This is a genomic window from Microcystis sp. CS-574 (genome assembly GCF_028329095.1).
Lineage (GTDB): Bacteria > Cyanobacteriota > Cyanobacteriia > Cyanobacteriales > Microcystaceae > Microcystis > Microcystis ichthyoblabe_A.
Genome location: NZ_JAQMSY010000190.1, coordinates 1 through 6,163, shown reverse-complemented (window position 1 = coordinate 6,163; position 6,163 = coordinate 1). Strand labels below are relative to the sequence as shown.

At 39.4% G+C, this 6,163-nt stretch carries 6 protein-coding genes and 1 pseudogene; 3 read left to right on the top strand and 4 right to left on the bottom strand.

The annotated features are described in order from the left end of the window. From PN470_RS15340 to PN470_RS15330, 3 genes and pseudogenes are all read right to left on the bottom strand, one after another. A pseudogene (locus tag PN470_RS15340) lies at window positions 1-89 on the bottom strand (proton extrusion protein PcxA); the annotation flags it as partial. A gap of 211 nt (window positions 90-300) precedes the next feature. Then, window positions 301-1,155 carry a hypothetical protein gene (locus tag PN470_RS15335; RefSeq protein WP_271935885.1) on the bottom strand — a complete coding sequence of 285 codons (855 nt, stop codon included), beginning with the start codon at window positions 1,153-1,155 and terminating at the stop codon, window positions 301-303. Window positions 1,156-1,412: 257 nt separating this feature from the next. After that, on the bottom strand, window positions 1,413-2,561 hold the full coding sequence (locus tag PN470_RS15330; protein ID WP_103112605.1) for a glycosyltransferase: 1,149 nt from the start codon (window positions 2,559-2,561) through the stop codon (window positions 1,413-1,415). 293 nt (window positions 2,562-2,854) lie between these two features. Between PN470_RS15330 and PN470_RS15325 the strand changes: the two genes are divergently transcribed. The 3 genes from PN470_RS15325 (at window position 2,855) to nblS (ending at window position 5,564) form a co-directional block, all read left to right on the top strand. Further along, a complete protein-coding gene (locus PN470_RS15325; protein ID WP_002738058.1) occupies window positions 2,855-3,034 on the top strand; it encodes a hypothetical protein in 180 nt (59 codons plus the stop codon). Between the two features lie 75 nt (window positions 3,035-3,109). Further along, window positions 3,110-3,457 (top strand): DUF4359 domain-containing protein, encoded by a 348-nt coding sequence (locus PN470_RS15320; RefSeq protein ID WP_002737573.1) that lies wholly within the window; start codon window positions 3,110-3,112, stop codon window positions 3,455-3,457. A 115-nt stretch (window positions 3,458-3,572) separates the two neighbouring features. Continuing rightward, the gene (gene nblS, locus PN470_RS15315; protein WP_272104762.1) at window positions 3,573-5,564 is read left to right on the top strand and encodes a two-component system sensor histidine kinase NblS; all 1,992 of its coding nucleotides are present in this window, start codon (window positions 3,573-3,575) and stop codon (window positions 5,562-5,564) included. Here nblS and PN470_RS15310 read toward each other — a convergent pair. After that, window positions 5,545-5,904, bottom strand: coding sequence for a hypothetical protein (locus PN470_RS15310; RefSeq protein ID WP_002742007.1), 360 nt, complete (start codon window positions 5,902-5,904; stop codon window positions 5,545-5,547). The genes nblS and PN470_RS15310 overlap by 20 nt on opposite strands. Window positions 5,905-6,163: the final 259 nt, after the last annotated feature.

Sequence of the window (6,163 nt, the reverse complement as noted above, 5' to 3'; positions counted from 1 at the left end):
GCTTTAATTTTTAGCGCTCTCTGATAAGCTGATTCTAGGGCCACTAAAGAGCGTCTCTCTACCCATTGATTAACTCGATTCCAAGGCACGGCTATAATCCTCGCTTTTCTGTCATCACAACTTATATTTATTCTACAAAAACTCTCAAATCTTCCCTAACCTGAGTCGATATAAGCAGCCACTTTGATTCTTTTCCAGTATGTAGCCATGATTCTTCTCTCCTAGTCTTGACAAAATTCCCTCAACTCGACAAGCTGATAAATTTATTAGAATTTACCTGCTGGTAAAAACATCTTTTGATTAAGTCATTAATCTTCTCGCTAGTGTTTTAATAGATTCGTCATAATCTAAGCCGCTGAGTAAGTCTCCTCCTGTACCTGAACGACCGATAAACTGAGGTTTGAGGAGAAAATTTTGGAGAAAATCTTGATTTTTTAAATCATCACAATAAACTTTTTCAAGAACATATCCTTCTCGATCATTGACTTTTTTGTAAGATTTTAGGAGATTTTCTTGAAAAAATCTGATGTTAGCTTTATAGAAAAATGTTTTAATTCGATAATCCACGTTCGCCCTACTAAATCCCTGTCCTGTTTTGAGATAGAATAAAGATTTTTGTAAAGAGCGATAGGTAATTCTTAAAGCTTCAGTTGGGCTAATATTTGGAGGATATTTGTATAATCTATCGGAGTATTCTTCTCGAATTTTACTTTGAACGAAAATATTATCATATTCTTGATGTAAATCGATAATTTCATTGCAATTTCTCAAAAAATATTGACCAGTAATTTTGTAAAAGCGATTTTGCTGATGCAAAACTTTACTATTTTTAAATGCGTATTCAATAATTTTTCCCTCTCCCCAGCCTTTGCCATATTTATAAGACTCATTATTACCTACAAATAATAAAATTTCTAAATGTTTATTAAAATTTTTAGCCATTTGAATAATTTCGCTGTAGTCGTAGTGATAGCCAGTATTTTCACAAAAAATAATTGGTGAAATATTAGAAAATTGAATCCAGGAAACTAAACTACATAAATACTGAAACAGTCGTTCTTCTGGATCGGACATTTTGACGTAAGGTGTCGCTCCCGGATTGATAGCGGCCGTCATTATCAAAGCATCTTTACTCAGTTTTTGAGGGATACTCATAGAATCTCATCCAGTAATTATTTCGATCACAAGTATCGTCTTTTTATCTAATTTTGTCAATCAGACAAATCTTTGTCGCAAAGGTGAAGTACGGATTAATCTTGGCTAATCAAGTATTTCAGAGGTAAAAACAAGCCTCATGTATCTGAGAAACGGCCGTAGTTATGGTGCTAATTTAGGATATATTTCAATGCTAAAAGTGAAAATAAATTCTCCTATTTGTGGCTGAATCGTAATTGAGGATACAAAAAATAAGATCAGCTATAGTGCTGGGATTGTTTGACCATTAAGTTAATTTGTTCCTCTATAAACAAACTATAAGCATTTCTAAAAACCTCTGGAGTGAATTTATTGGCCTGTTGCCGACAACTTTCTGGAGCAATTCTATCACCCTGATCCACAAAATATTTAACCGCTTCTACCAAAGATTGGGGATTTTGTTCCCCAAAAAGTAATCCTGTTCCCTGGGGAGGATTTTCCCGCAGATCCCGCACGGTTTCTAAAGCACCTCCAGCAGCAAATGCAATCACGGGAGTACCACAAGCTTGCGCTTCCACTAAAGCAATACCAAAATCTTCACAAGCAGCATAAATAAACGCTTTTGCTCTCGACATATATTCTGCTACCATTCGATCAGAAACCGCACCTAAAATCTGAATATTATCCCTGGCTAACTGTCGAATTAAAGCCATCTGGGGACCATCTCCAATAACCACTAGGGGTAATCCCAATTGATTAAACGCTTCCACAATTAAAGGGACTTTTTTATAACTAACCAAACGAGAGACTACTAAATAAAAATCTTCTTTTTTCTCTTGGTAGGGAAAACGCTCAATTTGTACGGGAGGATAAATAACTTTTGCCTCCCGTCGATAACAGCGCCAAATTCGTCTAGCGGTGTGGTGGGAATTAGCCAGAAAATAGTCCACACGATTAGCAGAAATCACATCCCACTGACGCAAACCATGCAAAAGATAACGGGTGAAAATACCAGGTAATCCCTGTCCTAACTTACTATTAGCCAGATAGTCAAAAGTTAAATCCCAAGCATAACGCATCGGAGTGTGACAATAACAAATGTGAACCTGATCCGGTCGTATTAAAACCCCTTTAGCTACACAATGGGAGGAGGATAAAATCACATCATAATCCTCTAAATTTAACTGCTCGATCGCCAAGGGAAGAAAAGGTAAGTATTTTTGTACGCCATTTCTCGCTTTCGGGAAATTTTGCAGAAAAGTTGTCCCGATCGAGCGACCATAGAGATAACTATCGGGATTAGTGGACTCAAAATCGATCAAAGCGTATAAATCCGCCTCTAGACATTGTAAAATCTCCCTAACCACTAATTCCGATCCCCCCGTCGCTTTTGGGGTTAACCACTCGTGAACCAGAGCGTACTTCATAGGATAATCAATAATCTCAGCCGTAATTATAGCAGTAAGGGATTAGCAGTTTAAGAGTTTACTTTCCGGCTTTCTCTTCGCCAAAATTACCGACACATATCCGATCACGGTAAAAAACCCTAGGAAGAAATTGTTAAATTTTTCAAGAAAAATTGCAAAGTTTAGTAAAAATTACTAGCCAGATCAGATGATCGAGTTCATAATGGGGATCAAGGAAAAAATAGGCTTAAACCGATTGGGATCAAGAAAAACTAGCTTTATATACAAAACATAACTAATTAATGAGGTTTGCTATGATCACCCTGCAACAAGTGCGCTGTCCTAATTGTGGAAATTTTGCCGAAAGACAGCATATTTTAGAACACCATCTCGTTAGCACCGCCTGTTCTCACTGTGATTATCTGTTAGTTAGTTGCAGTCTCACGGGAAATGTACTAGAGTGCTATGCACCCGGTATTGGTTTAAGAAATTAACACTGCCCCCTAGCCAGATCGAAAATGTCTTGTCAAAATTAGAGTGAGAAGACAAAATCAAGGAGCTAAGTAGCTATGGGGGGTAATTTCTTCAAGGGAGCGATCGCCCTGGGGGTAATAGCGGGGATTATGGGATTTACCAATCCCCCCCAAGAACTTTACAGCGAATACGCCGCCGAAAAACTTCTCGCTCATGCCGACAAAATCGCCTGCGAGAAAATCAGTCTCTGTGACTCGATCGATTCTTTACCGGTGGCAGCCAGAAATGTGATCAAAAATCAAATCTTAAAACCAGCGATCGAAACCTCTAGTCAACGGCAAAATCTAGGTGTGTTCAGTATTTACACCACAGAAGTACCGGGGGTAGCTAAAATTAGAACTATTGGCGCTTTTGGGCATTTCTTAACTTTCTCGGAGACTTAGGCTTTGATTAGTGCTGGTTTAACGGCTACCAGCTTAATAATGAGTTAAGATGATCATATTAACCCGCGATTTGAGCGATAGACTCCTTAAGAACACCGATTAATGCTGCCTAACCGTGTTTAATTTTCTGCCCATTCTCCGAAAAGCGATCGCCCGTTGGTGGTCCGAATTCACTCTCCAAACTAAATTAATGGCTGCGGCTACTTTAGCCGTTTCTTTGTTGATGAGTGGTTTAACCTTTTGGGCGGTTAACACGATCCAGCAGGATGTGCGTCTCAATGATACCCGTTTTGGCAGGGATTTAGGGCTGTTATTAGCCGCTAATGTCTCCCCCCTCATTGCTGAGGACAATTTAACCGATTTAGCCCGTTTTTCAGCCCGTTTTTATAGTAGTACCTCCAGTGTGCGTTATTTGATCTACGCTAACGAGGAGGGTGAAATATTTTTCGGTATTCCCTATTCTACCGCCGAAGTTAAAAATTCCCTGACGATCGAGCGTCGCATTCAATTACCGGAAAATTATGGCGAAAATGGGGAAACTCCTCTCATCCGTCAGCATAAAACCCCCGACGGCGAAGTAACCGATGTCTTTGTTCCCTTGAATCATGAAGGCAAATATTTGGGAGTATTGGCGATCGGGATCAATCCTAACGCTATTGTGGTGGCTTCTTCTAATCTAACCCGTGATGTTACTATTGCCGTTTTTGTCTCGATTTGGGCCATGGTGATTCTCGGAGCAGTTTTTAATGCTTTAACTATCACCAAACCAATCAAGGAGTTATTAGTCGGGGTCAAAAATATTGCAGCGGGAAATTTTAAGCAGCGCGTTGATTTACCCCTGGGAGGAGAGTTAGGGGAATTAATTCTCAGTTTTAATGAAATGGCGGAAAAGTTAGAACGATACGAGGAACAAAATATCGAAGAAATGACCGCCGAAAAAGCCAAACTAGATACGTTAATGTCCACTATTGCTGATGGAGCAATTCTCTTAGATACTAACTTTCAGTTATTATTGATTAATCCCGCAGCTCGGGAAATATTTGGCTGGGAAGATCGGGAAATTATCGGTCAAAATGTTCTACATCTTTTTCCTTCGGAGTTAACGGTTAGACTAACTAAACCTCTCTATCAAATTGCGGCGGGAGAAACCTTACAACCAGAAGAATCCGCTAATCAAAATCAGAAAAATGCTGTTATTTATCAGGAAAATAATAACTATTCCCCGGCGGAATTTAGATTGTCTTTAACTCACCCGAAAACCCAGACAATTCGCCTTTTGTTAACCCAGGTATTCGATCAGTATCGGGAGAATGTCCGAGGAATTGCCATGACGCTACAGGATATCACTAGAGAAACAGAATTAAATGAGGCAAAAAGTCAATTTATCAGCAATGTTTCCCATGAGTTAAGAACCCCTTTATTTAACATCAAATCTTTTATTGAAACCCTGACAGAATTTGGTGAGGATCTCAGCGATACAGAAAAAAGAGAGTTTTTAGAAACCGCTAACCATGAAACCGATCGCTTAACTCGTTTGGTTAATGATGTTCTCGATCTTTCTCGGTTAGAATCCTCGCGTAACTATAACTTAGATGCGCTCGATATCGGACAATTAATCGAACAAACCCTGAGGACTTATCAACTCAATGCTAGGGATAAAGGACTAGAATTAAGCTCGGACATTGAAGCCAATTTACTGCCAATTTTAGGTCATTATGATCTACTCTTACAGGTATTAACTAATCTAGTCGGTAACTCCCTAAAATTTACTCCTGCTGGCGGTAAAGTGGTGATTCGTGCCTATGAAATCAGCAAAGATAATCCCCAAGAAACTCTCAAAATTCGCGTGGAAGTATCCGATACTGGTATTGGCATCGATGCCGAGGATCAAATTGCTATATTTGATCGCTTCTATCGGGTAGAAAATCGCGTTCATACCCTAGAAGGGACGGGATTAGGATTATCGATCGTCAAAAATATTATCGAAAAACACTATAGTCAAATTCATTTGATTAGTGAAGTGGGAATTGGCACAACTTTCTGGTTCGATCTAGATTCATATCAAGGCTCGATCGCCAGCAAAAAAATTAACGACGTGAGTTTATAAAAGCCAAAGTAATACTGCCCAAAATCATGGTTAATAATAGCAATAATCCCTTATTTCTGAGACACCAATTTTTAAAAACCCTAGGAAGAGGGAGAGGAGGAATTTTTTCGGCTATTATTTGGCTATTTTTGTATAAAGTGCAGCTGGTAGCGTAGGGACGTTGGGGAAAATTACAGCTATCATCGCCATGATAAAGACAAGTCTCACATAAAAACTCGCCAGTGACAGCTTGATGTAGGGTCATGCCAGGATGACCATAAGCCTTTAAAATATTAGCACAGTAGGGACATTGTAAGGCTTGACTATCAACCTTGTGCTGACAACGAGGACAGGTAATCATGATCGCTAAATTTTCCCTTTGAGGATTGTCATTGCTAAGGTAGATCCCCCCGCCTATCGGCACCCCCCTTATCAAGGGTAGATCCCCCCGCCTATCGGCACCCCCCTTATCAAGGGGGCTGTCCTTTAGTCACATCTTTCTTAACACTTCAAACCTTTGTAGCACAAGGCTTTCAAGACTCGGTTAACAATTTGTAATATTCCTTGTTGACACCCTTACTGACAAAGAAAAAACTGAAATCAAGTCAGGATAAGGGTTG